Raw genomic sequence first — 25,629 nt, forward strand, 5'->3', positions numbered from 1 at the left:
ATCGGGGCCGACCGGCCCCCTGCACGGCTCGGCCCCGATCCGGGACCAGTGGCCCCTGCACGAGGAACCGCCCGAAGACGATTCTGTAATCGGATCCCTCGCCCCTGGAGGTGGAGATCATGCTCCGTACCATCACCGTAGGTCTCGACGGCTCGCTCGAGAGCCGGGCCGCCGCGGAATGGGCGGCTCGCGAAGCGGAACTGCGCGACCTGCCTCTGAAACTCGTCCACGTGTGGGAGCCGGTGCCCGAGCCCATGGCTCAGGCCCCGCTTCTCGGAGCGGAGACCCAGCAGCACTGGACCGAGAGGATCCCGCGCGAGGCTGCGGAGGGCATCAGCCTGCGCCACCCCGGCGTCGAGGTGATCCGCGAGCAGATCGCCGGCCACCCGCGTGACGTCCTCGCGGAGGCGGCGAAGAGCGCCGACCTGCTGGTCCTGGGATGCCGAGGCTTCAGTGGAATCGGCGGGTTCATGGTCGGCTCGGTCGGCCTGGCCGTCGTGGCGCACGCGGACCGCCCGGTGGTGCTGGTCCGCGCGCTGGAGGTCGCCGCCGACGAGCACGAGCCGGACCCGGTCGGTATTCCCTCCGCCGCGACCCCGTTCCGGCCCGTGGTTCTCGGACTCGACGTCGAGCACCCGGACGAGACGCTGATCGAGTTCGCGTTCGACGCTGCCAAGCGCCGCGCGACGTCTCTGCGGGTCGTGCACGGCTGGAACCCGCCTCCGTACTACGCGTACGGCGCGCCCGCCAACCCCGCACTGCACGAGGCGCTGGCCCTCGGCGACGCCGAGGCGCTGGCCGAGGTGGTGCGGCCCTGGCGGCACAAGTACCCGGACGTCGAGGTCGTCGAGGAGTCCCGCTACGGCAGCGCTGCCGTCCACGTCGTGGACGCCTCCCGCGAGGCCTCCCTCGTCGTCGTGGGCCGGCGCGTCCGCCGCAGCCCGTTCGGCGCCCACATCGGCCATGTCACGCACGCCGTCCTGCACCACTCCACCGCCCCCGTCGCCGTCGTCCCCCACGGCTGACCCACCCCCACCCACCACTTCGAGGAGAAGAGAACCATGAAGGCAGCGGTCGTACGAGCGTTCGGCGAGCCTCTGGTCATCGAGGAGCGCCCCGATCCGGAGCCCGGCCCCGGCCAGGTCCGTGTCCGGGTGGAGGCGTGCGGGCTGTGCCACACCGACATCCACGCGGCGCACGGCGACTGGCCGGTCAAGCCGAACCCGCCGTTCGTCCCCGGACACGAGGGCGTCGGCCTGGTGGAGGCGCTCGGCGCCGGCGTCACCCACCTGTCCGTCGGGCAGCGGGTCGCCGTCCCGTGGCTCGGCAAGGCCTGCGGGCGATGCGAGCACTGCCTGTCCGGCTGGGAGACGCTGTGCGAGCAGCAGGTCAACACCGGCTACGGCTGCGACGGCGGGTACGCCGAGAAGATGCTGGCCTGGGCCGACTTCGCCCAGCCCGTGCCCGACGGGATCACCGCCCTGGACGCTGCTCCGCTGACCTGCGCGGGGGTGACGACGTACAAGGCGCTCAAGGTCGCCGACGTCAGGCCCACGCAGCTCGTCGCGATCTCCGGCGTCGGCGGCCTCGGCCACCTCGCCGTGCAGTACGCGAAGATCGCCGGAGCCACGGTCGCGGCGATCGACGTCACCGACGAGAAGCTCGCGCTGGCCGCCGAACTCGGCGCGGACATCGTCATCGACGCCCGCAAGGAGAACGTCGGCGAGGTGCTCAAGCGGCACGGCGGCGCCCACGCGGCCATCGCGCTCGCGGTGAACGACGCGGCCTTCGAGGCGGTCAACTCCGGTCTGCGGCGCGGCGGCAAGCTGGTCATGGTGGCTCTGCCCGCGCACGGCACGGTCCGCGTCCCCATCTTCGACACCGTCCTGAACGGCACCTCGGTGATCGGCTCGATCGTCGGCACCCGGCAGGACCTCGCCGAGGTCTTCCAACTGCACGCGGCCGGCCGCACCAAGGTCATCTACGAGGCCCGCCCTCTCGCCTCCGTCAACGACTGCATCGACGAGGTGCTGCGCGGCGAGGTCAAGGCCCGGATCGTCTTCGACCTGGACGCGGGACGGTGAGCGCCGTGGTTCTCCCGATCGTCGTCGGCGTGGACGGCTCCGAACCGAGTCTGCGGGCCGTCGACTGGGCGGCCGACGAAGCCGCCCTGCGCGGGGCGGCCGCTGCGGCTGGTGTACGCCTCCCTCTGGGAGCGCTACGAGGGCGAGTCCCTCGCAGGGGATCTCGACAAGCCGGCCGAGCAGGTCACGGCCGAGGACATCGTGCGGACCGCCGCGCAGCGCGCCCGCATGCGCCGCCCGGACGTCGAGGTGTCCACCGACGTACTGCCGGAGGAGCCCGAGTACGCCCTGGTCCGCGAGGGACGCAACGCCTGCGCACTGGTGCTCGGCACCCGCGGCCGCAGCGGCTTCGTCGAGATGCTGCTCGGCTCGGTCAGCCTGACCGTCGCCGCCCACGCGGACTGCCCGGTGATCGTGCTGCGCGGCAGCCACGACAACCGGGTCCGGGCAGCCGCGCGCGGTCGGGTCGTCGTGGGCGTCGGCGAGCAGGCGACGGACTCCGCCGCCCTGCGATTCGCCGTCCAGGAGGCGAAGCTGCGCCACGCGACCCTCGACGCCGTACGGGCCTGGCGGTGCCCCGCGCACGAGACCACCGACCACCCCCTGCTCGCCGGGGAACCCGCGCGGCTCCACGAGCAGCATGCCGTCGAGGTCCTGGACAAGGCGCTGAAGGACGCACCGGCGGATGTGGACCTGCACCGACGCACGGTCGAGGGCCCCGCCCGCCGGGTCCTGCTGGACGCCTCGCACGAGGCGGACCTGCTGGTGGTCGGCGCCCGGCGCAACCCAGGACACCTCGGGCTCCAGCTGGGGCGCGTGGCCCACGCGGTGCTGCACCACTCCGCCTGCGCCGTCGCGGTCGTACCCGAGCAGGTGTGAGATGAGAGAGGGCCGGCTGCTCAGAGGCTCTCCGCGTGGTCGGGGACGCGGGTCCTCGGATCACGCGGCGGGCGTACGCAGCCGGTCCGCTGCCCGCCTTCTCCCACGCCTGCTCCGGCACCGCCGCCTTCTTGCCCGCCATACCGCCGTCCACCGCCCGATGAACGCCACGCCGACGACTTCCGGAGTGCCACCCATGTCCAAGGTCGAACACCAGGACGCCCCCGTACTTTCCGAACTCTCCGAACTCTCCGAACTCTCCGACGAGGAACTGCGCACCCTGGACGCGCACTGGCGGGCCGCCAACTACCTGGCCGCCGGACAGATCTACCTGATGTCCAACCCGCTGCTGACCGAGACCCTGAAGCCGGAGCACATCAAACCGCGACTGCTCGGCCACTGGGGCACCTCGCCCGGCCTCAACCTCGTGTACACCCACCTCAACCGGGTGATCAAGGCGCGCGGACTCGACGCGCTGTGCGTCTGGGGACCGGGCCACGGAGGGCCGTCCATCCTGGCCAACGCCTGGCTGGAGGGCAGCTACAGCGAGACGTATCCGGATGTGCCGAGGGACGGGGAGGGCATGGCGCGGCTCTTCCGGCAGTTCTCCTTCCCGGGCGGTGTGCCGAGTCATGTCGCCCCGGAGACGCCCGGCTCGATCCACGAGGGCGGTGAGCTCGGCTACTCCCTCTCCCACGCCTACGGCGCCGCCTTCGACAACCCGGACCTGCTGGTCGCCTGTGTGATCGGGGACGGCGAGGCCGAGACCGGGCCGCTGGCCGCCTCCTGGCACTCCGACAAGTTCCTGGACCCGGTGCACGACGGCGCCGTCCTGCCGATCCTGCACCTCAACGGCTACAAGATCGCCAACCCGACGGTGCTCGCCCGGATCCCGGAGGCCGAACTCGACGACCTGCTGCGGGGATACGGCCACGACCCGATCCATGTGACCGGCGACGACCCGCTCCAGGTCCACCGGGCCATGGCGGCGGCGATGGACGACGCCCTGGACCGCATCGCCGTGATGCAGCAGACCGCCCGCGAGGACGGTGTCACCGAGCGCGTGCACTGGCCGATGATCGTGCTGCGCACCCCGAAGGGCTGGACCGGCCCCGCCGAGGTGGACGGGGAACCCGTCGAGGGCACCTGGCGAGCCCACCAGGTCCCGCTGGCCGGCGTCCGGGAGAACCCCGAGCACCTCCGCCAGTTGGAGGCCTGGCTGCACTCGTACAGGCCCCGGGAACTCTTCGGCGCCGACGGCAGTCCCGTCGCCGACGTCCTCGCCTGCGTCCCCGACGGCGCCCAGCGGCTCGGCGCCACCCCGCACGCCAACGGCGGGCTGCTCGTGCGCGACCTGCCCATCGCACCGCTGGACGAGTTCGCCGTGCCCGTCGACAAGCCGGGCACCACCTTGCACGAGCCGACCCGGGTCCTGGGGGACCTCCTGGCCCGGGTGATGAAGGACACGGGTACACGCCGGGACTTCCGTCTCGTCGGCCCCGACGAGACCGCCTCCAACCGTCTTCAGGCCGTCTTCGACGTCAGCGGAAAGGCCTGGCAGGCCCAGCACCTGCCGGTCGACGAGCACCTCGAGCATCACGGCCGGGTCATGGAGATCCTGTCGGAGCACACCTGCCAGGGCTGGCTCGAGGGCTATCTGCTGACCGGCCGGCACGGACTGTTCTCCTGCTACGAGGCCTTCGTGCACATCGTCGACTCCATGGTCAACCAGCACATCAAGTGGCTGAAGACATCGAGGGAGCTGCCGTGGCGCGCGCCCATCGCCTCCCTCAACTACCTGCTCACCTCGCACGTGTGGCGTCAGGACCACAACGGCTTCTCCCACCAGGACCCCGGCTTCGTCGACCACGTCCTCAACAAGAGCCCGGAAGTCGTGCGCGTCTACCTGCCGCCGGACGCCAACACCCTGCTGTCCGTGGCCGACCACGCCCTGCGCAGCCGCGACTACGTCAACGTCATCGTCGCCGGCAAACAGCCCTGCTTCGACTGGCTGTCCATGGACGCGGCCCGCGAGCACTGCGCCCGGGGCGCCGGTGTCTGGGAGTGGGCAGGCACGGAGAACGGCGGCGAGCCGGACGTCGTCCTCGCCTGCGCCGGCGACGTGCCCACCCTGGAGGTGCTGGCTGCCGCCCAGCTGCTGCGCCGACACCTGCCCGACCTCGCCGTCCGCGTCGTCAACGTGGTCGACATGACCCGGCTGCTGCCGCGCGAGGAACACCCGCACGGCATGAGCGACTTCGAGTACGACGGCCTGTTCACCACCGACAAGCCGGTGATCTTCGCCTACCACGGCTACCCGTGGCTGATCCACCGCCTGGCCTACCGCCGCACCGGTCACAGGAACCTGCACGTGCGCGGCTACAAGGAGTCCGGCACCACGACCACGCCCTTCGACATGGTCGTCCGCAACGACCTCGACCGCTACCGGCTGGTCATGGACGTCATCGACCGCGTCCCCGGGCTCGCCGTGCGCGCCGCCGCCGTACGGCAGCAGATGGCCGACGTCCGCACCCGGCACCAGGCCTGGATCCGCGAGCACGGCACCGACCTGCCCGAGGTCGCCGACTGGACCTGGAACGCCTGACCCCGCCCCTCATTTCCGGAAGGAACTCACCGCCACGACCGTACGCGTCGGAATCAACGGCTTCGGCCGCATCGGCCGCACCTGTCTGCGCGCCGCCCTCGACCGGGCCGAGGAAGGCACCCAGGACGTCGAGGCGGTCGCCGTCAACGACATCACCTCACCCGCCACCCTGGCCTCCCCCAGACTTCGTCCGGGGGGACCCCAGCTGGAGTACGACTCCACGTTCGGACGCATCGGACGCGCGACGTCGAACACGAGGCGGTTCCGGGACTGGATCGTCTCCGCCGCCTCCTGCACCACCAACCGCGTCGCCCCGATGGTGAAGGTGCTCCACGAAGCCTTCGGCAGCGAGCGAGGCATGATGACCACCATCCACGGCTACACCAACGACCAGTCCCTGCTGGTCGGCCCGCACAAGGACCTGCGCCGGGCCCGCTCGGCCGCCCTGAGCAGCACCAGCACCATCACCGGTACCGCCCGCGCCGTGGGCCTCGTGGTGCCGGAGCTGGCCGGCGCGCTGGACGGGGTCGCGGTCCGGGTGCCCGTGGAGGACGGCTCGCTCACCGACCTCGCCATCGTCCTCACCCGGGAGGCGAGTGCGGACGAGATCAACGCCGCGTTCGGGGCGGCCGCGGACGGTCCGCTCAATGGCATCCTGCGCGTCTCGAAGGCCCCGATCGTCTCCCGCGACGTCATCGGCGACCCCTCCTCCTGCATCTTCGACCCGGCACTGACCCAGGCCAACGGCACGCTGGTCAACGTCTTCGGCTGGTACGACAACGAGTGGGGCTATACCAACCGCCTCCTGGACCTGACGGCGCCGGTGGCTGACGACTGACGCGTCCCGACCGCTCGTCGTAACAGCGGAAGCGGGGCCGGTCGGCGGCCACAGGAGGGCCGACCGGCCCCGGGGCGGCCCCGTACAGCCCATGCGCTCCTCCTCCGCTCCGCCGGACGATCGAAGTATCGAGAGTTATGGAGGAGACCCGCGATGACGGACGACCTGCTCGACCGGCCCACGGTCCACGCCCTGCTCGCGGACGGCGCCACCGTGTGCATCCGGCCTGTGCTGCCGGGTGACCGCGAACAGCTGCGAGGGCTCTACGCGGAGATGTCGCCGGAGAACCTCCGCCTGCGCTTCTTCGCGGCGAGTCGGCGCTCGGCCGCGATGGCCGCCGACCGGGCCTGCGCCCCGGCCCGCCCGGGGTACCGGGCCCTGCTGGCGGAGGTGGACGGCAGGGTGATCGGCCTCGCCGAGTACGACACCGGCGGTGCGAAGGACGGCGCGGACAAGGCCGGCGCGGAGATCTCCATCGCTGTCGCCGACGGCCTGCACCACCGGGGCGTGGGCACCCTGCTCGTCGAGCACCTGGTCTCGGCGGCGCGGGCGGAGGGCATCACCACCTTCACCGCCGACGCCTTGAGTGAGAACCACGAGGTGCTCCGCCTCTTCGCCGACCTCGGCCTGCGCACCTCCCGCCGCTTCGAGGGGCCGGAGGTGCGCTGCACCGTCCACCTCGACCAGGACGACACCTACCTGTCGGCCGTCGAGGCCCGGGGCCGGTCCGCCGACGTGGCCAGCCTGCTGCCCCTGCTGCGGCCGTCCGTGGTCGCCGTGGTCGGCGCCGGACGGACCCCCGGGTCTGTGGGCCGGGCCATCCTGCACCACCTGCACACGGGCGGCTTCACCCGGCGCTTGTTCGCCGTGAACCCCAAAGTCACGTCGCTGCTCGGGGTGCCGTCCTATCCGTCCGTCGCGGCGCTGCCCATGCCCCCCGACCTGGTGATCGTGGCCGTGCCGGCCACCGCGGTACCGGCCGTCGCCGACGAGTGCGGCCGGGCCGAGGTGCGCGCCCTCGTCGTCGTCACCGCCGGCCTCGACCACACGCAGGCGGAGGCCCTGCTGACCGCCTGCCGCACCTACGGCATGCGCCTCGTCGGCCCCAACTGCCTGGGCATCTCGAACACCGAGCCGGAGGTGAGCCTCGACGCGACCTTCGCCGCCGAGCACCCCCGCCCCGGGACGGCCGGAGTCGCCGTGCAGTCCGGCGGGGTCGGCATCGCGCTGCTCGACGGACTGTCCCGACTGGGCATCGGCGTCTCCTCCTTCGTCTCGCTCGGCGACAAGTACGACGTCAGCGGCAACGACATGCTCCAGTGGTGGGAGAGCGACGGACGCACCGACCTCGCCCTGCTGCACCTGGAGTCCTTCGGCAACCCGCGCGCCTTCTCCCGCACCGCCCGCCGCGTCACGCGCCGCATCCCGGTGCTCACCGTCGACGCCGGCCGCACCGAGGCGGGACGCAAGGCCGCCGCCTCCCACACGGCGGCCGCCGCCACCCGCACCATGACCCGCGGCGCGCTGTTCACCCAGGCCGGCGTCACCGCCACCCGCTCGGTCGGCGAGCTCCTCGAAACGGCCGCCCTGCTGCACTCCCAGCCGCTGCCGGAAGGCAGCCGCGTCGCGATCGTCACCAACGCGGGCGGCGCCGGAGTGCTCACCGCCGACGCCTGCGCGGAGGCAGGACTCACGCTTCCCCCGTTCACCCCCGCGGTGATCGACGAACTGCTCGCCGTGCTGCCGGACGGCGCCGCCATCGGCAACCCGATCGACGCCACCGCCGCCGTGTCGGAGGAACAGCTCACGGAGTGCGTCGACCGCCTGACCCGGTGCTCCGGCATCGACGCCGTCATCGTCGCCCTCGTGCCGACGGCGGTCGCCGCCGCCACCGGTGACGACCTGGTGCGGGCCGTCACTGCCGCTCCCGGCCGACGGGCGCGGCCCGTGCTCGCCGTCCGTCTGGAGCAGGAGCGGTCCGTCCGGTTGCTGCCCGCCGCGGACGGCGGCACGATCCCCTCCTATGCCGAACCGCAGGGGGCGGCCCGCGCGTTGGCGCACGCCGCAGAGCGTGCCGCCTGGCTCGCCCGGCCCGCCGGCGTCGTCCCCCACCTCGACGACATCGAGACCGAGCGGGCGCGCACCGTCGTGGCCGAGTACCTGGCCACGCGGCCCGACGGAGGCTGGCTCGACCCGCGCACCTGCGCCGACCTGCTGGCCTGCTACGGCGTCCCACAGATCCCCTGGGCGTGGGCCGAGAGCGAGGACGAGGCCGTGCTCGCCGCCGACCGGCTGCGTGGCGTCGACGGCCGGGTGGTCATGAAGGCCCACTGGCCCGGGCTGCTGCACAAGTCGCAGCACCGAGCGGTCCACCTGGACCTGCGTGGTGACGCTCAGGTGCGGGCCGCGTTCCGCGACCTGGACACCCGCTTCGCCGGGCTGATGACCGGCGTGGTCCTGCAACCCCTCGCCACCCGAGGCACCGAACTCTTCGCCGGCGTCGTCCAGGACGAGGTCTTCGGGCCGCTCGTCCTGTTCGGGCTCGGCGGCACCGCCACCGAGGTCCTCGCCGACCACGCGGGCCGTCTCGCCCCGCTCACCGACCGCGACGTCCACGAGCTGATCACCTCGCCGCGGTGCGCCCCCCTGCTGCTGGGCGCGGGCGGAAACGCACCCGTCGACCTCGAAGAACTGGAACAGCTGCTCCTGCGGCTGTCCCGGATGGCGGCGGACCTGCCGCAACTCGCCGAGGCCGACTTCAACCCCGTCCTGGCGACACCGGACGGCGTGACCGTGCTCGACGCACGGATACGCCTGCTGCCGCGCCGCCCCCAGGACCCGTATCTGCGCCGACTGCGCTGAGGAGGCAACGACCATGAGGCACGACAAGGTCGGCTCCGTGATGATCACGGACGTCGTCCGCGCCGAGTACGGCACCCCGTTCAAGGAGGTGGCCCGACTGCTGGCGGCCCACCGGATCAGCGGACTGCCGGTCGTGGACGAGGACGACAAGGTCGTCGGGGTCCTGTCCGAGACGGACCTGATGATGCACCAGGCGACCGCTCCGGACCCGTACGAGCCGAAGCACCGCGCGAGGTTCTCCGAACTGACGCCCGGCGCCAAGCGTCGGACCGCGAAGGGCAAGGCACGCACCGCCGGTGAGCTCATGACACGGCCACCTGTCACCGTGCACGCCGACGACACCATCGTCCAGGCCGCTCGCGCCATGGCCCAGCGGCACGTGGAACGGCTTCCCGTCCTCGACGAGGAGAACCGGCTCGTCGGGATCGTCACCCGCCGCGATCTCCTCCAGGTCTTCCTGCGACCTGACCAGGAGATCCGCACCGAGGTGATCCAGGAAGTCCTGGTGCGCGCGCTGTGGCTGCCGCCGCGCAGTGTCCAGGTCTCCGTGGAGGAAGGCGTCGTCACGCTCACCGGACACATGGAACGCAAGAGCGAGACGGAGATCGCCCTGTCCATGACCCGCCGGATCGACGGCGTGGTCGACGTGGTCGGAAAGCTCACCTACCGACTGGACGACGCCCGTCTGCGCACCGAGGAACAGGCACAAGCAATGCACGGTGTGGCCGACGACTGGCTGCGCCGACTGTGAGAGGAGGCGGATCACCATGACCGACACCGTGTTGGTCACCTACGGAACGACGAACGGATCCACGGCGGAGATCGCCGAAGCCGTCGCCGAAGTCCTGCGCAAGAGCGGAGTGACCGTCGAGTCGAGTCCGGCCCGGTCCGTGACGAGCGTGGCGCGGTACGACGCCGTCGTGGTCGGCGGCGGGCTCTACGCGGGGCGGTGGCACAAGGACGCGCGGCGGTTCGTCCGCCGCAACCGCGTCCTCCTCGCGCAGCGGCCCGTGTGGTTCTTCAGCAGCGGCCCGCTCGACGCCTCCGCCTCCGAGCGGGACATCCCGCCCGTGCGGGGCGTGCAGAAGGCCATGAGCCGACTGGAGGTCCGAGACCACGTCACCTTCGGAGGGTGCCTGGAGGACGGTGCCAAGGGGTGGGTGGCCGGGATGATCCTCCGCTCCGGAAAGGGCGGCGACTTCCGGGACTTCGGCGCGATCGAGGCCTGGGCGGGAGGCATCGCCGACGCCCTGACGCACGCGTAGGGGAGGAGAGGAGCTGCTCGGCCCCTGTTCAGGTGGGCCCGACGGGGTCTTCTCACCGCTCGCGGACGGTAGGGACCGTCCGGCGGGCGAAGGGGGCCGGACGGCCCAAGCGGATCAGGCGATTACCGGACAAGATGGGCGTATGGGGCAATCTCTTCAGTCGAGCGAAGGACGGTGAGAAGCGTCATGAAAGGCTTCGTGTTCCACGGCCCCGGGCAGTCCGCCTGGGAGGAGGTCCCGGACCCTGCAGTCAAGGAGCCCACCGACGCCATCGTGCGGGTGGGCGCCGTCACCATCTGCGGCACGGACCTGCACATACTCAAGGGTGATGTCCCCGAGGTGCGCTCGGGCACGGTCCTGGGCCATGAGGCCGTCGGCGAGATAGTGGAGGTCGGCGGGGACGTCCGGACCGTACATCCGGGCGACCGGGTGCTGGTCTCCTGCATCAGCGCCTGCGGCCGCTGCCGCTACTGCCGTGAGGGCAGTTACGGCCAGTGCCGGGGCGGTGGGGGGTGGATCCTCGGCCACCTGATCGACGGCACTCAGGCCGAGTACGTCCGCGTCCCCTACGCCGACCTGTCCGTGCACGCCCTGCCCAGCTCGGTCGAGAGCAAGGACGCAGTCCTGCTGGCGGACATCTTCCCGACCTCCTACGAGGTCGGCGTCCTCAACGGGCGGGTACGTCCGGGCGACACCGTCGCCGTCGTCGGGGCCGGTCCCATCGGACTCGCGGCGATCGCCACGGCGCGACTGTTCGCGCCCGAGCGGATCGTCGCCGTCGACCTGGCCGCCTCCCGGCTGGAGGCCGCCAAGCAGCTCGGAGCCGACGCCGTGGCCGACGCCCGGGAGGACCCCGAGCAGCTGATCGCCGATCTGACCGACGGGCTCGGCGCCGACGTGGTCATCGAGGCGGTCGGCGTGCCGGAGAGCTTCGAGATGTGCACGCGCATGGTGCGGCCCGGGGGGCACGTGGCGAACGTCGGCGTCCACGGCAAGCCCGCCACGCTGCACCTCGAAGACCTGTGGATCAAGAACGTGACCATCACCACCGGCCTGGTCGACACCCACTCCACCCCCACCCTGCTGCGCATGGCCGCCGCCGGCCGGCTGCCCACCGCTCAGCTGGTCACCCACACCTTCCCGCTGGATCACATGGAGGAGGCGTACGACGTCTTCGCCCGCGCCGCCGAAACCGGCGCCCTCAAGGTGGTGCTCGGTGGGCAGCCGCACGACGAGGTCGCCGTCCCGGCGACCTGACGAGAGGACGTGACGGGCGATGGCCGAGCACGCACAGGCGAACGTGACCGAGGGCGCACCCTCAGGCGACCTGGGCCGCCGAATCGCCGCACGCCGCGCCCTGCTCGGGCTGACGCGAGAGGAGACGGCCGCCCGAGCGGGCATGGCCCCCAACTATGTGGCGCACCTGGAGCAGCACCCGGACGCCGCGCCGAGCCGAGGCGCACTGCTCGCGCTGGCGGCCGTCTTGCGGACCACGGTGTCGGCGCTCACCGGAGGCGACGCCGATCTGCCGCCCGGTCCCGGACAGGCCGGGCGGGCTCCCGAATTCACCGAGCTGAGCAGGGCCGAGTGCGCCGAACTGTTGTCGGCGCACGGTGTGGGGCGCCTCGCGGTGTCCACGGCGCTCGGGCCGGTGATCGTCCCGGTGAACTACAGCGTCGTCGACGACACGATCGTCTTCCGCACCGCGCCCGGGGCGACACCGTCGCTCGGGGTGGGCTGCCCGGTCGCCTTCGAGGTCGACCGCATCGACGACGTGTTCAGCGAGGGCTGGAGCGTGTTGGTGCGCGGCCACGCCCGCACGGTGACGGACACCGGCGAGGAGCGTCGGCTCGCCAAGCAGGCGTACAGCGCGCCGTGGACCGGCGGCCGACGCGACCAGTGGGTGCGCATCGAACCGTACGCCGTCACGGGCCGCCGCATCGCGGTCTGAACAGGGCCTTTCTCAGGAGGCCGGGGACCGATGGTCCCTGGCCGGCGATGCCGGCGCCGCTTGACGATGGACAGTGCAGTACCGCGATGTCAGGTGAGAGACGAGAAGGCAGATGGACGCCAACGACGGATTCCGCGAACTCGACCGGCAGGAGTGCCTGCGCCTGCTGGCCACAGTGCCAGTGGGACGCATCGTGTACACCAGGCAGGCGCTGCCTGCCGTCCTGCCGGTCAACTTCCGCCTGGACCACGACGGGGCGGTGCTGGTGCGCACCTCGGCCTCGTCGGCACTGGTGAGCGCGATCGACGGAGCCGTGGTGGCCTTCGAGGCCGACGAGGTCGACGCCGCCACCCAGTCCGGCTGGAGCGTCGTGACCATGGGAACGGCCACCCTCGTGACCGACCCCGCCGAGCACACACGGCTGCTGCAGACCGGACCGCGTTCCTGGGCGCCGGCGCCGCAGGAGGTCTTCGTGCGCATCGACCCCGAACTGGTCACCGGACGCGAACTCGTCGGCGGACGCACCCTGTACGGAGTGCACCCTCCCTCCTGAGCACCATGCCTTCGCGCGGTCCGAACGGCCCTTGGAACAAGGGCCGTTCGGCCTTTCCGCAGGTTCTCCCGGCTGCTGCCCGGAGCGGTGCAGCACGAGGAGCATCGTCAGCGGAGGCAGGCGTGTGCGTCGAGCGCCGCTTGCATCGAACGGTCACCCGAAGAAGGGACAGGTAGGCCATGACCTCGCATCGCACAGTCGTCGGAGTGGACGGCTCTCTCATTTCCGTAAGGGCGTTGGACTGGGCCGCGGCCGAGGCTGTCCGGCACGGCAGCGCTCTGCGCGTGCTGTACGCGGTTCCCGACCGCGACGAGGCCGCACCGGTCCTGGGCTACGCCCTCTCGCGCACCCGCGCCCGGCATCCGGACCTGCCCGTGGAGACCGTCGCGGCGGAGGGTGGTGCGGTGCGTGCGTTGACGCGCGAGAGCGCGGACGCGGACCTCACCGTCGTGGGAACACGCGGCCTGGGCGCGCTGACCGGCCCGGCGTTCCGTTCGGTGAGCCTGCGGCTGGCCGCGCTCGCGCAAGGACCCCTCCTGGTCGTCCGAGGGGACCACGCATGCGACGACGGCCGGGACGTGCTGCTCGGCCTCGCGGACGACACGGACGAGCAGGCGGCGGCGTACGCCTTCCAGGAGGCCGAGCGGCGCGGTGCGAGGCTTCGCGTCCTGCATTGCCCGAGTCATCGGCACGTCACTCCTGAACTGCCCTCCCTGGTGCCGGCGCGCAGTCCGGGCCAGGAACGGCTGGCCAGGGAGGCCCGAGCGGAGGAAGCCGTGCCGCGCTACGCCCTCACGCAACTGCAGGACCGGCACCCCGACGTCACGGTGGAGGCCCACACGGTCCGCGCCGCTCCCGCGGACGAACTGCTCGCGGCGACGCAGGAGGCCGCGGTCGTCGTCATCGGAGCCCACCGCCGCACGAGCGTCCTCGGCCCGCGCCTGGGCCCGGTCGCCCACGCACTGCTGCACCGGGCGCACTGCCCGGTGGTCGTGGTGCCCCACAGGTGACCGGCCCGCTGCCGCGCCATCGTGAGCCGCTTCCCGAAGGAGACCCGCCCATGTCCCGTACCGTCACCCTCGGTCTGGACGGCTCGAACGAGAGCCTGTCCGCAGCCGATTGGGCCGCTTGCGAGGCCGCGATGCTCGAGATTCCTCTCCGAGTCGTACACGTGGGGGAGCAGCAACCCCACGACTACGTCCCGTTCGCGGGCGAACTGATCCCCCCGCCGGGAGCGGACCGGTCCGCCCGCCTGCTGATCGAGGCGAAGGCCCGGCTGGTCCACCGCCACCCCGGTGTACAGGTGACTGCCGAGCAGGTCGCCGGCCGACCGGTGCCGACCCTGGTCGCCATCGCGAGGGAGGCCGAACTCCTGGTGCTCGGATCGCGCGGCCTCGGCAGGGTCGCGGGCGTCCTGCTCGGCTCCGTGGCCCTGGCGGTCGTGGCCAGGGCCGAGGGACCGGTCGTTCTGGTCCGCGGTGTGGACCGCGCGGGAGAGGAGTGCCGCCCGGGTGTCTTCGGCAGGTCCGCCGACCCGACGCCGTACCGTGATGTGGTGCTCGGACTGGATCTGCGTGGCCCCGACGACCGTGTCCTCGAGCTCGCGTTCTCCGCTGCGGCCAGGCGGGCCGCAAGGCTGCGTGTGGTCCACGGCGGCGAACCGGAGGCCGACGCACGAGAGGGGTTGGCCGACGTGCTCCGTCCCTGGCAGGGCAAGTTCCCGGGCGTCGAAGTGACTGAGGAGGCCGTGATCGGGGACGCGGGCGCGCACCTGGTGGACGTCTCGCGTGACGCCTCGCTGGTCGTCGTGGGACGCCGCAACCGCGTGGGCTCGCTCGGCCCGTACATCGGCCCGGTGGCGCGCACCGTCCTGCAGCATGCGGTCGCGCCGGTCGCCGTGGTCCCGCACGACTGACGCCGTTCAGGCCGACGGCGACGGACCGTTGGCCGTGAGGCGGACCCCGGTGATCAGATCGGGGCTGATGCGAACGGCATGATCCATTCTCTGTGACCCCCACGGACGCAACAACGCCTGATAGTGAGCCAGTTCCCGCGGGTCCGTGACCAGCCGCGCATAGCCCGTGACGACCACGCTCCACCCAAGGTGGGTGTCGGGGTCGATGTCGTCGGCCTCGTAGGCGACCACGGCGCCCTCACCCCCGGTCTGCCGGGTGTACCGGGTCAGCGCGGCGTCACCGTGGGTGCGGATGACGATGTCGCCGTCGACCAGGACGTGGTTGACCGGCCGGACCGTCGGCAGCGCGTGCTGGGTGAAGACGATCCGCCCCAAGGAAACGCTGCCCAGCAGTCGCAGCGCCTCGACGCCGTCCACCTCGACACTCCTGCGTGCTTCCGAGGTGTCCGATCGGCCGTCGTCGCCGGCCACGGCAGGTGTCCGTATCGTCGGGTCGCTCACAGTTCTCCGTCTCCCGCGGCCACACGTGGGTCTGACCGAACCATTCGAACCGTGTGGGAGCTTCTCGCGCCAGGGCCGTTCGGCCCCAGGTCGGCGTCCGAAGGTCCCTGCCTCGCACGCCTGATCGCGTGGCGCGTGAACGGAGCGACACCGCGGGGGATCGGTGCCGCTCCTGTCCTCACTGTCTCTCGGAACGCGGCGCTCCCGCAGCTGCCGACGGTCCTCGGCCGCGGGGCCGGACGTCCCTCACGACGGTCACGACGTCGGCTTCGGCTGCACGTCAGTGGCCGGCGTCGGCACGGCGACCGCGAAGTGCCGGCCGCGATCGTCTTCGTGGCGGACATCGGGCCGCACGTGGCGGCAGTTTGCCGACCGCCTGGTTCGGACCGTCCGGCGCGACGGCTCACCGCCGCTTCAGCGAGGCGACGTTGATGATCACCGGCGGTGCATGGTCTCCAGAGCGGCGGCCAGTACGTGGGGATCGTGGTGGCCCTTGTAGACCCCCGGCGGCTGCTTGTCCAGCTTCAGGAGCTGCGCCACCGCCGCCCAGGCGGTGCGTACGGAGTACTCCACGGTGAAGACGACGTCGTCGGGCACCTCGGCGAACTGCCCGATGAAGGCGAGGTTGACCGACCCTTCCGGGATCACCCGGGGTCGGTCGTCGCGGCGGCGGGCCAGGAACTGACTGGTGATGTACGGCATCACGCAGGGCACGACGGTGGAGGTCGCCAGGACCCGGGCCGCTGTCCGCTCGTCGAAGGGGAGATGGTGCAGGACCTCTTCGAGGATCTCCCGGCCGGTGCACATGGTCATCGGCTTGGGCGTGTGGTTGCCGGCGCGGCCGGGGAACAGGCCGTAGCCCCACCAGACGCCGACGTCCTCCGGCTGGTCGCGGTAGACGGGCTGGCGGCCCGCGACGACGGTGAGCAGCCAGTTGGACTCGGTGAAGGTCATCAAGCCGCCCTTGCCGGTCGGACGGCCGCTGAACTCCTCCAGAGCCCTCAGGAAGGCGGGGTCCTTGGTCGTCACGGTGAACGACTCCCAGCGGGATTCCTTGACGTGCTTGTCGAAGGCGCTCGGGTTGCCGAAGTTCTCGCGTCCGCGGGCCAGCCGGTGCCACAGCAGCCAGGCGTCCGAGCGTTGCGGGGCCGGCGGGGGCGCGCAGGTGTGCGAGCCGCGGCTGGAGGCGTCCGTCATGGAGCCGTTGGTGACGAACACCAGGTCCTCGGGTGCGACGGTGATCCTCTCGTCGCGGCCGCCCCTGCTCAGGTAGATCGTCTCGACCGTGCCGCTCCCGACCCCCGGGGTGAACCCGAGGTCGGTGACGTGGCAGCCGGTGTGCACGGTGACCCCGCGCTCGCGCAGCCACGCTGTCAACGGCCGCACGATGGAGTCGTACTGGTTGTAGCGCGTGCGGTGGATGCCCGACATGGTCGCGAACTCGGAGAACAGATGGACGAAGCGCCTCAGGTAGCGGCGGAACTCGATCGCGCTGTGCCAGGGCTGGAAGGCGAACGTGGTGCACCACATGAACCAGAAGTCGGTGGTGAAGAAGTGTTCGCCGAAGCAGTCGGTGATCCGCTTGCCGTCCAGATGCCCCTCGGGAGTGGCCAGGCAGCGGACCAGCTCCAGACGGTCCCGCTCGGAGAACCCCATCGACGTCGTGTCGACGATCTTGCCGTCCCCGTCGACGAGACGGGCGATGTCGTCCCAGGCGAAGTCCTCGTGGCCGGACAGGATCTCGTCGGTCACCGAGACGGCGGGGTCGTCGAGGGTGGGGATGCCGGACAGCAGGTCGTACGTACAGCGGAACTCGGCCTCGAACATCCGCCCGCCGCGCATCGTGTAGCCGGTGTCCGGTGTGCCGCCGGCGTCCAGGCTGCCGCCGAGGGTCCGCTGTTCCTCGAAGAGCTGGACGTCGGAGCCCTTGAAGCCGCCGTCGCGGATCAGGAACGTCGCCGCGGCCAGCGCCGCGATTCCGCTGCCCACCAGATATGCCTTCGCCATCACACAACTCCTCGTGCTCGCTGCCCGATCAGGAACCGTGGGTTCCACGGTGTCCCGCGGGCCGGGGTCTCGTCAGTGGGCCGTTGGTCACTTCACTGGTCCGGTCGGCCCTCGAACCGGGTCCCGGCGGTCCGGTCGGTGGACCGTGACCGACCGGACCGACTGCCACTGTTCTCGTCACGCTGTACCGGAGTGCTCCGCCGCGCCGCCGGGTCCTGCGCCGGGAACCGGCCGCCCCCCTCCGCCGCGCCACGGCGGGACCGTCGGCCGTTTCCTGTCGTCCCAGGCGTGGGCAGCCTGGCCGGTCCGGCGGCGCAGCCGGTCCTGAAGCCGGTCGACGACCTCCGCGCCTGTCGCCTCCTCGGCCGCCGCGACCACCTGACGACCGCCGAACGCGCACACCACGCCGACGGGCTCGGCCACCTCGGTCATGTCGTCGATGTCGTCGATGTCGTCGCGGGCGATGACGCCGACGGTCTTCATCGGGCCCATGCTGTGCGTGACGTACTCGCACGCGAACATGTTCTTGGCGGCCTTGTCCTCGAAGACGCCACGCCCGGTCTCCTCGACCGCGAGCCGCGCTAGTGCCGCGGCAGGCAACGTTCGCCCCGTCGCGACGCCCGGCACGCACTCTCGCCGCACCGGCCGAAAGCCCAAGTACGTCCAGTACGAGGACTTCCGGCCGGCACGCCGAGAGCACGCACCGAACGCCGCTCCTTGACGGGCGAACGTTGCCTGCCGCGGCACTAGCTCGGTGTGCTGGTCCAGGGCGGCGACCGAGGCCTTCTTCACGATGTGGTCGACCTGCTCCTGATCGAGCGCCTCGTAGTCGGCGAGTGCCTTGAGCCCGTTCGTCACCAGGCGGTCCACCGCGATGCCGATGTCGGACGGCGCGGCGGCGGGGGCGGTGGTCGCGATGCGGTCGTCGTGGCGGGTCATGAGGTCGAGCCTCCGTCGTCGAGAGGGCGGTGCCGCGCGGTCGGCGGCACCGGGAGGGAGCGCAACCGCGGGGGATGGGTCCGATACTGCTCCCACCAGCAGCGTCTCGCGTCAGAGGTGTTCCGCCCCAGGTCCCGTCGGTCCCTTGCCGGGGCCGACCGGCCCCGAAGCGGTGGGGGCGGTCAGCCTGTTGACGACGCCGACCACACCGTCCACGCGATACGTCAGCCGGATCACGAGCGGAAGGTCTCCGCTGTGCTCCAGGGGCCCTTCCAGCGTGGCCATGCCGTCGCGGACCGAGACGGTCACGCCGTGGTCCGGTCGGCCGAGGGCGTGGGTGAGTACCTCGTCGTGGACCTCCCGGCGGATCTCGCAGTCCGTGCGCAGGAAGACGCGCAGCAGGTCGCGTCGGGTGGCGATGCCGATCAGCCGGTCCTCCTCGTCCACGACCGGAAGGCGTTCGACCCCGTGACGCTCCATCACGCGCGCGGCGTCCGCGATCCGTTGCTCCGGATGCACGGTGACCGCGGGAGCAGTGAGCGGAACGGTGTTGCGGATGCCGGCCACGACGTCCTCGCCCTGCGCGTTCGCCAGGTAGTCGCCGTACAGGCCGGGCCGTCCCGTGGCCGGGTCGCGGGTGAAGGCGACGCCGCTGCCGGAGTCAAACCCAAAATTGAGAAGACCATGGTCTGCACGTTGACGGCGGTGCCCAGGTCGTCCGGGATGTGCTCGCGGCGGCGGTACAGCCGGGCGCGCTCGCCCTGCCAGGACTCGCGGGTCCGTCCCTCTCCCGTTGGATGTGCCCTGATCCGCCCGTCGTGGGGTGCGACGCGCAGGGGGCAGTGGCGCAGGCCGAGCCCGCCGTCGGCTGAACCGGAGGCGTCAGAGCGAGCCGGGGGCACTCGGCCCGATTCGCTTCCCCAGCCAGTGGCGGACCACTACCGTGGCACATGATCGGACCAATGGGTGTCCGTGCGTTGAGGGGACCTGGAGGATCACCGGTGGGAAGCCCCGAGGAGCCCCGCGTACGGCTGCCGCAGCTGAGGCTGGACGAGCTGCTGGAGGAGCTCCAGGCCCGCCTGGACGCGGCCCGCGGCACACGGGACCGGGTGCACAGCCTGCTGGAGGCGGTGCTGTCGGTAGGCCGGGAGCTGGATCTGGAGCAGGCCCTGTTCAGCATCGTGGAGGCCGCCGCGGTACTGGTCGACGCGGAGTACGCGGCGCTCGGCGTGATCGGTCCCGACGGCAAGCGGCTGTCGGCCTTTCACACGATCGGCGTCAGCGAGGAGCAGATCGCCCGGATCGGCCCGTATCCGGAGGGGCACGGCATCCTGGGGGAGCTGATCCGCCACCCCGAGCCGCTGCGCCTGGCGAAGATCTCCGAGCACCCGAACTCATACGGCTTCCCGGCACACCACCCGCCGATGAACACCTTCCTCGGCGTCCCGATCAGTGTGCGCGACCAGGTCTTCGGAAACCTGTACCTGACCGAGAAACGGGGCGGCAGCCAGTTCGACGAGGACGATGTCTCGGTCACGCTCACGCTGGCCGTGGCAGCCGGAGTCGCGATCGACAACGCGCGTCTGTACGAGGAGTCCCGGCTGCGGGAACGCTGGCTGCAGGCGAACGCCGACATCACCCACAGCCTGATGTCAGGCAGTGACCGCACCGAGGTCCTCGCCCTGATCGCGGAACGGGCCGGGGAGATCACCGGATCCGCCCTGTCGGCGGTCGCGCTGCCCATGGCGGACACCCGGTCGCTCGCCGTGGAGATCGCCGTCGGTACGGACGCCGAGGCCCACCGGGGCCTCGTCCTGCCGATGGACAGCAGCCTGATGGGGCTGGCCTTCTCCGGTGCCGCCCCGGTGTCCAGCGCGGACGTGGGCCACGACGAACGGATCTCCCTGGAGCCTCCGCGGTTCGGCGGACTCGGCCCTGCCGTGGCCGTGCCCATCGGCGCGGGCGAAGGGGGTCCGCGAGGCGTGGTCCTGCTGGCGCGAAAGGCCGGTGAGCCGGTCTTCTCGACGGCGGAGACCGAGCCCCTGAAGGCCTTCGCCGCGCAGGCCGCCGTCGCGATGGAGCTGGCGGAACGCCGCCAGGACGCCCAGGAGGTCGCGGTGCTCAAGGACCGCGACCGTATCGCACGGGACCTGCACGACCTGGCGATCCAGCGGCTGTTCGCCACCGGCATGACACTGCAGAGCGCCGGCCGTTTCATCGAGCACGAGGAGGCCGCCGAACGCGTGGTGCGCGCGGTCGACGACCTCGACGAGACCATCAAGATCATCAGGTCCACGATCTTCGGCCTGCGTACCCGACAGGGTGCGGGGGAGGCCGGCCTGCGGGCGCGCGCCGTACGGGTGGTCGGGGAGGCCGCGCCGGTCCTCGGCTTCGCCCCCGGCGTCCGGATGGAGGGACTGCTGGACACCGACGTACCGAAGGAGATCGCCGACCACGTGGTGGCGGTGCTGTCCGAGGCCCTGACCAACATCGCTCGGCATGCCCGCGCGAACCGCGCCGACGTACTCCTGGCCACGGACGGGCGCGAGGTACGGCTGTCGGTCACGGACAACGGTGTGGGCATCCCCGCCGACGGCCGCCGCAGCGGGCTGCGCAACATGGCGGAGCGCGCCGAGCAGTTGGGCGGCCGACTGGAACTGGGGAAGCCCGAGGGCGGCGGCACCGCGCTGGTGTGGCGGGTACCGGGGCGGAAGCAGTAGGCCCGGCGGGCGTCAGCGGTCCGCGGAGTCCAGTGCCGACTGCAGTGATCGGCGGTAGCCGTCGCTGGTGTACGTGGCTCCGGAGACCGTGTCGATGCCGGCGCTCTGGGCCGTGAGAGCTTCTCTGGTCAGCTGCGGGACGGCGTAGGCGTTGATCTGCTGGTCCCTCGGGTTCTCCTGGGGGTAGTCGAGTGCGGTGATGTCGGTGAGTCGCCCGTTTTTCAGCGTGACGCGGACCTGGACGGGGCCGTAGCGGGTCTGGACGGAGTCCCCGGTGAGGGTCTGGGTTCCCGTCGCCGCCGATCCGCTCGATCCTGTCGATCCCGCCGACGTGTTGGAACTGCTGGTCGGCGCGGGAGAGGCCGCCAACCCGGCGACGGTCGGCGTCGTGTGCGGCTTCAGCGACAGCAGCAGCACCATCCCGGAGACGGTCGCGGCGCTCGCCAACACGATGCGGCGCAGCGGACGGTTCTTCTTCAACGTGTGCAAGACGGCCTCACAGCTCGAAGGACTCGTGGTGGATGCGGCGGTCCGGGACCCCGGCTGTGCGCAGTTCCTCGTACAGGTCCCGCGCGAATTCGTGCGGGCCGCACAGGTACACGTCGTGGGCGTCCAGGTCGGGTACGACCGCGCGCAGGGAGTGGGCCGTGAGGTCGGGGCGCCGACCGTGCTGGCCGTTGAGCGCGTACAGCACCTTCGCCCCGCGCCACTCTGCTACGGCCGCCAACTCGCCGCCCAGGGCGAGGTCCTCGGCCGTGCGGGCGCGGTAGAGGAGGGTGACGTCGCCGGGCAGCGTCTCGAACAGGGCCCGCAGCGGGGTGATACCGACACCGCCCGCGACCAGCAGGGACTTGTGCGCGGTCCGCCGGTCCGCGGTGAGCGCCCCGTAGGGGCCCTCCGCCCACACGCGGGTGCCCGGCCGCAGCAGGGCGACCGCGGCACTGTGGTCGCCGAGCGCCTTGACGGTGATGCGCAGCAGGTCCGGGCGCGGCGGCGCCGACAGGGAGTACGGCGTGGACGTCCAGCGCATGCCCTCGGTGAGGAACCGCCAGCGCAGGAACTGCCCGGGCCGCGCGTCCATCTCGTCCAGCCGTCGGCCACGTATGACGACGGAGTACACGCCCGGCGCCTCCCGGTGCACGGAGTCGACCCGCAGCCGGTGGCGGAGGTTGAGCCGTACCGGGGCGAGGATCCGGAACCACACCACCAGGGCAGCGACGCCCAGGTACAGCGCGTACCAGGCGGCCTGGGCCGGCCGGCTGCCGATGAGGTCGGACCCCAGGGCGAGCTGGTGGCCGAAGGAGAGGAAGACCGCGGCATACGTGAGCAGGTGCACGTAGTACCAGAACTCGTGACTGACCCGACGGCGCAGCGCGCGGGCCGAGACGATCCCGACCGCGAGCAGGATGACGGTGCCGGCGGTGGCCTTGAGCATCTCCGGATAGTCCAGGACCACGGTGAGCGTCTCGTCCAGGAGCGAGGAGCCGTCCTGGGCGGCGTACCCGAGCAGTATCAGCACGACGTGCGCCACCAGCAGACAGACCGTGTAGCGGCCCGCCATAGCGTGCCAGCGCGTCACCCGGTCCGCCCCGATCCGTCGCTCCAGGAGCGGGACGCGGGCCATCAGACCGACGAGGACGGCGCAGGCGTACCCGCACAGCAGTCCCGCGATCCGTCCGGCGCCCGTCAGCCAGCCGGCGGCGCCCACGACCGACCCCGTGTCGTGCCACCACAGGGCGACCACGGCGGCGGCCCCGCCCCACAGGACGGCGAGCACGGGGCCGGCGGGGGAGCGTCGTGGTGCGGGAGTCGCGGGGGAGACCCTTCGTTGCGCGTACGCCGTCGTCATCCGTATGTCCCTTCGGCTGTCCCCACGACCCCGTCCTTTCGGCCGTCCGGGACGACACTGTGCCGACGCAACCTCTGAGCCCGCTCTCAGCACACGGTGGGCGGCGCGGCCCCGTCGCAGGTGGGAAGGGCCGCCCGACGGTCCGAGCGGACCGGCGGCACGGCGGACTCAGAGCGAACTCAGAGGTCGACGGAGCAGCCCGGGACACGCCGAGACCGCATCCTGGTACCTGAGATGAACACTTTTCGCCCGCGCGGCCACGGCCGCCCCGCACTGACCCGGACCGACGGCGCCCCGCTCCGGGTCCTCGTCGTCGACGACGACCCCGACCTCGCCGAGGTCCTCTCCGGCGCACTGCGCTACGAGGGCTGGGAGGTACGCACAGCGGGCGACGGCGTCTCGGCCGTCGCCGCGGCACGCGAACTGCTGCCCGACGCCGTCGTCCTCGACGTGATGCTCCCGGACACCGACGGCTTCGCCGTGCTGCGCTCGCTGCACGCCGTGCGCCCCGACGTGTGCGTGCTCTTCCTGACCGCACGGGACGCCGTCGAGGACCGCATCGCGGGCATCACGGCGGGCGGCGACGACTACGTGACGAAACCGTTCAGCCTGGAGGAGGTCGTCGCCCGCCTGCGTGGTCTGCTTCGCCGTGCCGGAATGGCCCGGCAGACGGAGGACGGGCCGCGGCTGACCGTCGGCGACCTGGTCATGGACGAGGAGGCCCGCGAGGTCATCCGCGGCGGAGAACTGATCGAGCTGTCCCCGACGGAGTTCGAAGTGCTGCGCCTGCTCATGCGCAACCCGCGACGCGTCCTCAGCAAGGCGCAGATCCTCGACCGCGTCTGGTCCTACGACTTCGGCGGCCAGGCCCACGTCGTCGAGCTCTACATCTCCTACCTGCGCAAGAAGGTGGACGCGGGCCGCCCGCCCATGATCCACACGGTGCGGGGCGCCGGATACGTGCTCAAGCCGGTGGCCCGGTGAGGACGGGGCCGCGGCAGCGTCTGGCGCGTGAGGGACGGCGGCTGTCGCGACTGCCCAGGCCGCACACGCTGCGGGCGCGGCTCACCGCAGGGCTCGTCGTGCTGCTCGCGGTCAGCTGCGCGGCCGTCGGGGTGGCGGCGGTGGTGGAGCTGAACGGCTTTCTCACCGGCCGTCTCGACCAGCAGCTGCGCGAGGCGGGCGTGCGGTACCCCGCGAGCCTCGAGCACGGCGGGACGCTGCCGTCCGACCACGACGGCGATGAGGACGGTGACGGTGACACCCGCCGTCAGACCGTCGGAACCTTCGGCGCCCGGCTGGTCGGCGACACGGTCACCAACGCCGCGGTGGTGGGCTCCAGCACGGGCGCGGGTGCGCAGAACGTTCCGCTCGGCGCCGCGGACATGAGAACGCTCGCCGAGGTGCCGGCCGACGGCAAAGGGCACACGATCGACCTCTCGGCGCTGGACGACTACCGCGTGATGGCGGTCCAGGGCAGGGACGGCGATGTCCTGATCACCGGGCTGCCGACGGAGCCCGTCGAGGCCGCCGTCCACCGGCTGGAACTGGTCGCCGCGGTCGTCTTCGGCGCGGCGCTCGCCGTCGCCGGAGTCGCGGGGGCCCTCTGGGTGCGCTGGTCGCTGCGCCCCCTCAGCCGGGTGGCCGCGACCGCCACCCGGGTCAGCCGGCTGCCGCTCTCCAGCGGCGAGGTCGAACTCTGGCCGCGCGCCCCCGAGGGCGACCCGCGCAGCGAGGTCGGACGGGTCGCCCGTGCCTTCAACATGATGCTCGGCCACGTCGAGGACGCATTGACCAAACGGCACGCGAGCGAGGAACGGCTGCGCAGCTTCGCCGCCGACGCCAGCCACGAGCTGCGCACGCCCGTGGCATCGGTCCGCGGCCACGCGGAACTGGCGCTGCTGCACCCAGGCCCGGTGCCGCGGAAGGTGGTGCGGGCCCTGGAACGCATCGAGGCCGAAGCGGCCCGCATGGGCGAGATGGTCGACGACCTGCTGCTCCTCGCCCGCCTCGACGCCGGCCGCCCGCTGGAACGTCTCCCCGTCGATCTGACCCGCCTCGTCCTGGACGCCGTGACGGACGCTCAGGCCGCGGGCCCCGGACACCGCTGGACGCTGGAGCTGTCCGAGGAGCCGGTGACGGTGCCGGGCGACGCACACCGGCTCCAGCAGGTGCTGGCCAACCTGCTGGCCAACGCGCGCCTGCACACGCCCGTCGGCACCACGATCACCATCTCGCTGGGGACCGGCGGCGGAACGGCGGTGCTGAAGGTCCACGACGACGGCCCCGGCGTCGCCGCGGACGTCCAGCCCAGGGTTTTCGAACGCTTCACCCATGGGGAGCGCCGCCGTGCGGAGGCCGCGGGCGGCGGCACCGGCGCCGGCCTCGGCCTGTCGATCGTGGCGGCGGTGGCAGAGGCCCACGGCGGAAGCGTCACGCTTGAGAGCGGCCCGGGGTCGACCACCTTCACCGTACGGCTCCCAGAAGGCAACGGGTGATGAGATGCCGCTGCCGGCGGGCGGAGGACTGTGGCACGGCAGGGCGGGAAGGACGCCACCCGCTTCTCGCGGATCCTGATTGCGCGGTGCGCGGCCCTCTGCGGCCGCTTCTCCGCGTCTTCGTCGGGTCCTTCCCGCCACCTCCAGCACACCACCAGGACCG

20 protein-coding genes and 4 pseudogenes are annotated in these 25,629 nt (G+C 71.9%); 16 read left to right on the forward strand and 8 right to left on the reverse strand.

Annotated elements, in window-relative coordinates:
* The first annotated feature begins 119 nt into the window (after positions 1-119).
* The 13 genes and pseudogenes from AB0J04_RS10765 (at position 120) to AB0J04_RS10825 (ending at position 14,952) form a co-directional block, all read left to right on the forward strand.
* Entirely contained in the window at positions 120-1,025 is a 906-nt protein-coding gene (locus tag AB0J04_RS10765; RefSeq protein WP_363168020.1) for a universal stress protein, read from the forward strand.
* Between the two features lie 36 nt (positions 1,026-1,061).
* Entirely contained in the window at positions 1,062-2,084 is a 1,023-nt protein-coding gene (gene adhP / locus AB0J04_RS10770) for an alcohol dehydrogenase AdhP (RefSeq protein WP_363168021.1), read from the forward strand.
* Positions 2,081-2,963: pseudogene (locus tag AB0J04_RS10775) on the forward strand (universal stress protein). The gene adhP and the pseudogene AB0J04_RS10775 overlap by 4 nt, the downstream one beginning before the upstream one ends.
* 196 nt (positions 2,964-3,159) lie before the next feature.
* Positions 3,160-5,568 (forward strand): phosphoketolase family protein, encoded by a 2,409-nt coding sequence (locus AB0J04_RS10780; RefSeq protein ID WP_363168022.1) that lies wholly within the window; start codon positions 3,160-3,162, stop codon positions 5,566-5,568.
* A 52-nt stretch (positions 5,569-5,620) separates the two neighbouring features.
* The gene (locus AB0J04_RS10785) at positions 5,621-6,406 is read left to right on the forward strand and encodes a glyceraldehyde 3-phosphate dehydrogenase NAD-binding domain-containing protein (protein WP_363168103.1); all 786 of its coding nucleotides are present in this window, start codon (positions 5,621-5,623) and stop codon (positions 6,404-6,406) included.
* Positions 6,407-6,559: 153 nt separating this feature from the next.
* Positions 6,560-9,268, forward strand: coding sequence for a GNAT family N-acetyltransferase (locus AB0J04_RS10790; protein WP_363168023.1), 2,709 nt, complete (start codon positions 6,560-6,562; stop codon positions 9,266-9,268).
* A 13-nt stretch (positions 9,269-9,281) separates the two neighbouring features.
* Positions 9,282-10,019, forward strand: coding sequence for a CBS domain-containing protein (locus tag AB0J04_RS10795; RefSeq protein ID WP_363168024.1), 738 nt, complete (start codon positions 9,282-9,284; stop codon positions 10,017-10,019).
* A gap of 16 nt (positions 10,020-10,035) precedes the next feature.
* Positions 10,036-10,533, forward strand: coding sequence for a flavodoxin domain-containing protein (locus AB0J04_RS10800; RefSeq protein WP_363168025.1), 498 nt, complete (start codon positions 10,036-10,038; stop codon positions 10,531-10,533).
* Positions 10,534-10,719: 186 nt separating this feature from the next.
* Entirely contained in the window at positions 10,720-11,790 is a 1,071-nt protein-coding gene (locus AB0J04_RS10805; protein WP_363168026.1) for a zinc-dependent alcohol dehydrogenase family protein, read from the forward strand.
* Between the two features lie 19 nt (positions 11,791-11,809).
* A complete protein-coding gene (locus AB0J04_RS10810) occupies positions 11,810-12,484 on the forward strand; it encodes a pyridoxamine 5'-phosphate oxidase family protein (protein WP_363168027.1) in 675 nt (224 codons plus the stop codon).
* A gap of 112 nt (positions 12,485-12,596) precedes the next feature.
* The gene (locus tag AB0J04_RS10815) at positions 12,597-13,037 is read left to right on the forward strand and encodes a pyridoxamine 5'-phosphate oxidase family protein (RefSeq protein WP_363168028.1); all 441 of its coding nucleotides are present in this window, start codon (positions 12,597-12,599) and stop codon (positions 13,035-13,037) included.
* Positions 13,038-13,216: 179 nt separating this feature from the next.
* A complete protein-coding gene (locus AB0J04_RS10820; RefSeq protein ID WP_363168029.1) occupies positions 13,217-14,047 on the forward strand; it encodes a universal stress protein in 831 nt (276 codons plus the stop codon).
* A gap of 50 nt (positions 14,048-14,097) precedes the next feature.
* Entirely contained in the window at positions 14,098-14,952 is an 855-nt protein-coding gene (locus tag AB0J04_RS10825; RefSeq protein WP_363168030.1) for a universal stress protein, read from the forward strand.
* 6 nt (positions 14,953-14,958) lie between these two features.
* On the opposite strand, the gene AB0J04_RS10830 is transcribed toward AB0J04_RS10825, so the two are convergent.
* The 6 genes and pseudogenes from AB0J04_RS10830 to AB0J04_RS10855 all read right to left on the reverse strand — a co-directional run.
* Positions 14,959-15,423 (reverse strand): pyridoxamine 5'-phosphate oxidase family protein, encoded by a 465-nt coding sequence (locus AB0J04_RS10830; protein WP_363168104.1) that lies wholly within the window; start codon positions 15,421-15,423, stop codon positions 14,959-14,961.
* Positions 15,424-15,888: 465 nt separating this feature from the next.
* On the reverse strand, positions 15,889-17,460 hold the full coding sequence (locus tag AB0J04_RS10835) for an oleate hydratase (RefSeq protein ID WP_363168031.1): 1,572 nt from the start codon (positions 17,458-17,460) through the stop codon (positions 15,889-15,891).
* Between the two features lie 393 nt (positions 17,461-17,853).
* Positions 17,854-18,048, reverse strand: a pseudogene (locus AB0J04_RS10840) (hypothetical protein); the annotation flags it as partial.
* Positions 18,049-18,207: 159 nt separating this feature from the next.
* Positions 18,208-18,399: pseudogene (locus tag AB0J04_RS10845) on the reverse strand (hypothetical protein); the annotation flags it as partial.
* A 111-nt stretch (positions 18,400-18,510) separates the two neighbouring features.
* Positions 18,511-18,879 (reverse strand): CBS domain-containing protein, encoded by a 369-nt coding sequence (locus AB0J04_RS10850; RefSeq protein ID WP_363168105.1) that lies wholly within the window; start codon positions 18,877-18,879, stop codon positions 18,511-18,513.
* A 57-nt stretch (positions 18,880-18,936) separates the two neighbouring features.
* Positions 18,937-19,172, reverse strand: a pseudogene (locus AB0J04_RS10855) (PEP/pyruvate-binding domain-containing protein); the annotation flags it as partial.
* Between the two features lie 228 nt (positions 19,173-19,400).
* Here AB0J04_RS10855 and AB0J04_RS10860 point away from each other — a divergent pair.
* The gene (locus AB0J04_RS10860; protein ID WP_363168032.1) at positions 19,401-21,119 is read left to right on the forward strand and encodes a GAF domain-containing sensor histidine kinase; all 1,719 of its coding nucleotides are present in this window, start codon (positions 19,401-19,403) and stop codon (positions 21,117-21,119) included.
* A 12-nt stretch (positions 21,120-21,131) separates the two neighbouring features.
* Here AB0J04_RS10860 and AB0J04_RS10865 read toward each other — a convergent pair whose 3' ends face one another.
* Both AB0J04_RS10865 and AB0J04_RS10870 read right to left on the reverse strand, forming a co-directional pair.
* Complete coding sequence (locus AB0J04_RS10865; RefSeq protein ID WP_363168033.1) at positions 21,132-21,608, reverse strand: FMN-binding protein; 477 nt, start codon at positions 21,606-21,608, stop codon at positions 21,132-21,134.
* A gap of 7 nt (positions 21,609-21,615) precedes the next feature.
* A complete protein-coding gene (locus AB0J04_RS10870; protein WP_363168034.1) occupies positions 21,616-22,968 on the reverse strand; it encodes a ferric reductase-like transmembrane domain-containing protein in 1,353 nt (450 codons plus the stop codon).
* A gap of 234 nt (positions 22,969-23,202) precedes the next feature.
* Here AB0J04_RS10870 and AB0J04_RS10875 point away from each other — a divergent pair, with 234 nt between their 5' ends.
* Positions 23,203-23,952, forward strand: a complete 750-nt coding sequence (locus AB0J04_RS10875; protein ID WP_363168035.1) for a response regulator transcription factor — start codon at positions 23,203-23,205, stop codon at positions 23,950-23,952.
* Entirely contained in the window at positions 23,949-25,466 is a 1,518-nt protein-coding gene (locus AB0J04_RS10880; protein ID WP_363168036.1) for a HAMP domain-containing sensor histidine kinase, read from the forward strand. The genes AB0J04_RS10875 and AB0J04_RS10880 overlap by 4 nt, the downstream gene beginning before the upstream one ends.
* Positions 25,467-25,629 lie beyond the last annotated feature (163 nt).

The sequence above is a fragment of the Streptomyces sp. NPDC050263 genome, assembly GCF_040655955.1.
Classification (GTDB): Bacteria; Actinomycetota; Actinomycetes; order Streptomycetales; family Streptomycetaceae; genus Streptomyces.